3 protein-coding genes are annotated in these 2,912 nt (G+C 48.3%); all 3 read right to left on the bottom strand.

Translation table 11 applies throughout. From position 1 onward, the window contains the following. Positions 1 to 143: 143 nt before the first annotated feature. Positions 144 to 1,718 (bottom strand): SLC13 family permease, encoded by a 1,575-nt coding sequence (locus B147_RS0107270; RefSeq protein WP_020586560.1) that lies wholly within the window; start codon positions 1,716 to 1,718, stop codon positions 144 to 146. A gap of 75 nt (positions 1,719 to 1,793) precedes the next feature. Next, positions 1,794 to 2,153, bottom strand: a complete 360-nt coding sequence (locus tag B147_RS32785; protein ID WP_020586561.1) for a hypothetical protein — start codon at positions 2,151 to 2,153, stop codon at positions 1,794 to 1,796. A 282-nt stretch (positions 2,154 to 2,435) separates the two neighbouring features. Beyond that, a partial coding sequence (locus B147_RS27745) for an AAA-type ATPase lid domain-containing protein (RefSeq protein ID WP_033397072.1) occupies positions 2,436 to 2,912 on the bottom strand: 477 nt, incomplete at its 5' end.

The raw sequence follows: 2,912 nt of genomic DNA on the forward strand, positions 1-2,912 counted from the left end.
CCTTTTCCCCCTGCCGGGTCAGGCGCAGGGAAAACATCTCTACAAAATCTTTTTCATCATCAACGATCAAGATTTTTACCGGTATTTTTACCATGGGTTTTTCTCCTTAAAATTTTTATGAAAGAATTTGTAATAATTTCGTTTTATATTAGACCCAAAAACTTCCACCAGGTGCAGACCACGCCTACCAGTATCAGAAGCAGGGTCGGTGTAGTCACAAGACCCAGCTTGGTCAAGTCCGAGGACTTGAAGTATTTGTATGAATAGGCAATGGCATTAGGCGGACAGCCGATGACCAGCAGCATGGCAAAGGATGTGGCCATACCAAGGCACAGGGCCAGGATGGTCGGGTTGACCCCTTCAAGCTGGGCCATCGGAATAACAATAGGCAGAATTAACGCGGCTGCCGCGACATTGGCCATGGCATTGGTAACAAGCGCACCGAATACACCCACACCCACAAAGAGCACCAGCCATCCTTTGCCCTCAATCAGAGGGAAGAACAGGTTGGCAAAGTAGTCTGCTGCGCCGGAATATCCCATGGCAAGGCCCAGGGAAATACCGCCGCCAAAGATAAACAGGGCCGTGCCCCATTCCAGGTTGTCGTTTATGTCCCGCCATTTAAGTACGCCGAACAATACCAGGAGCGCCACGCCCACCATACCGGTGACGGAATAATCAATACCGTGGATGCCCTTGGTGAGCCACGATACAAAGGAGATGCCAATAATAATTAATGCTTTTTTTTCCACTGCTGTCATGGGGCCTAAATCCTCATCAAAAGCCGGCAGCTTGAATTTGGGGTCGGGCCGGTAGATCAGGTAGGTGATTAAAACTGCCACAGGTACGCAAACAATGGCTGCAGGCATACAATACTTGATCCAGTCAAAAAAGGTGATTTCAATACCGGTGAACTCTTTTAAAAATGCAGCGGACACCATGCAGCGGCCACCACCTATTAGGGAGCCCATGCCGCCGCAGGAGCAGGCAAAGGGTAAGGACAGCATCATAAATTTTGCCGTATTGGTATGGGGGTCAATGCCCACAGCCCTCATCAGGGGCAGCATGGTGACAATGCCGATGGCACAGGCGGCAGCATCGTGCATGAAAGAGGACGCAAGGCCTAAACCCACGGCAATGATGAAGGTGAACCGGGTTACGGAATTGCCTGCTTTTTTGATAATAAAATAGCCTAGGCGTTTTGTCAGCCCCACTTTATCCAGGGCAATGGCAAAGATCAGGCAGCACATGATGAAAATAACAACAGGATGCATGTAGGGCGCCCATGCCCCTTTCACATCGGTAAGGCCCAGAATCACGAGGGAGGCGCCAATGAGCACCGCCGTGATTTCAAGGGGTATGGGCTCCACCACAAACAGGATAACCAGCACCGCAAGCACGGATAAAAACCGTTTGGCTTTAGGGCTCATTCCGTCCACATAATCTACCTTAACTTCCGAAAGGCACATTGCCTTGGCCTGGTCGCCAAGATATTGTGCCCGGGCCTGTTCGACGCCAGGGGCTTTGGCCGTCAGAATAACAGGTTTGCCGGGTTCCGTCTGCTGGGTTGAAAAATATTCTGAAACTGACTGACTTAATTGGTCTGCGCCGGTACCGGAAAGTTTAAATTTTGTCCCTTCCGGCCTGGGCAGAATAAACACGACTACACCGATCAACACTGCTACTGCTAATTTGAATCCGCTTGATTTGAATATCATTGGTTTGTTCCTCCATTCTGTTTGTTTTTGGCCTGCCGTGCCAGGCTGATTTTTTCCAGTAATCCTTTTAAATACCTAAACCATGTGACCTGTTATTTCTCTGGCCCTGGCCTCCATGATTTTTTCTTCATGCTCAAATTTTTTGGTTGCCGCTTTTTCAATCTTGTGGATGAGGTCCTCAAGATTACAGGGTTTCATCAGGTAGTCGAATGCGCCGCGTTTCATCCCTTCAATGGCGTTTGCCACTGTGGCTTCATTTTTCTGGTCTGTTTTTGCGATGTGTTTGACAAGGTCCTTGGAGAGTGTAAAAGAAACCGACACTATGGCTGCACAGCCTATCAGAAATATGATAATGGAAACCGGCAGGATACGGATTCTGATATTCCGGATTAGTACTTGATAATATTCTTTTTTGTCGGTTACGGGGTCGTGCATGATATCAATGGCTCTTGTGATACCGTTTTATTCGGCTTGAGCTTCTCTATCAAGATATATGCCAGATGAAGAAAACGCTAAAAATATAGATTAATACCTTGAAATAATAAAATAATTTAAGAATGTGACAGGTAGCCCAAAAGGTTGCTACCTGCCACATTTTTTTACGCCCTGTAAAAATTTAAGAGTTTAGCTGTCTTTGTGGTGCTGATGGTTCGGGCAGGATGAATTTATTTAATGGCGGCAGAGTCATTCAAGGATTGTTGTGTTTGATAACGGAACTCACCGGATGACCTGGGTGGATGAAATGGTGTTGATTCCGTATTTGTCTATTTTGGCATGCAGGGTGGGGCGGGATATGTCCAAAAGCCGAGCGGCCTGGGACCGGTTGCCGTTTGAGATTTTCAGGGCTTCTTCCACGGCCATGGCGCAGATGGTATCTGAAAAGAATTCAAAACTGTGATCCTTGGACGGGTGGGACAGGCAGAAGTGGACCCATTGGCGGATAGCCTCTTCCTGGTTTGAGCCCTGGGAGATCTCTCCCGGGGATTCCTGTTTTCGGATAATCTGGCTTAAGTCGCTGACCGACAAAGGGTTGCCGCGGTTAAAGATCAGGGCCTTGTGGATCAGGTTGGCAAGTTCCCTGACATTGCCCGGCCATTCGTAATTTTCCAGAAGGTCCAGGGCGTCTTCCCGGATGCCGGGGTTATCGATTTTCAATTCATGGGAGAACCGTTCAAGATAGTGGGCGGTCAGGGG

This window comes from Desulfobacter curvatus DSM 3379, from assembly GCF_000373985.1.
Lineage (GTDB): Bacteria > Desulfobacterota > Desulfobacteria > Desulfobacterales > Desulfobacteraceae > Desulfobacter > Desulfobacter curvatus.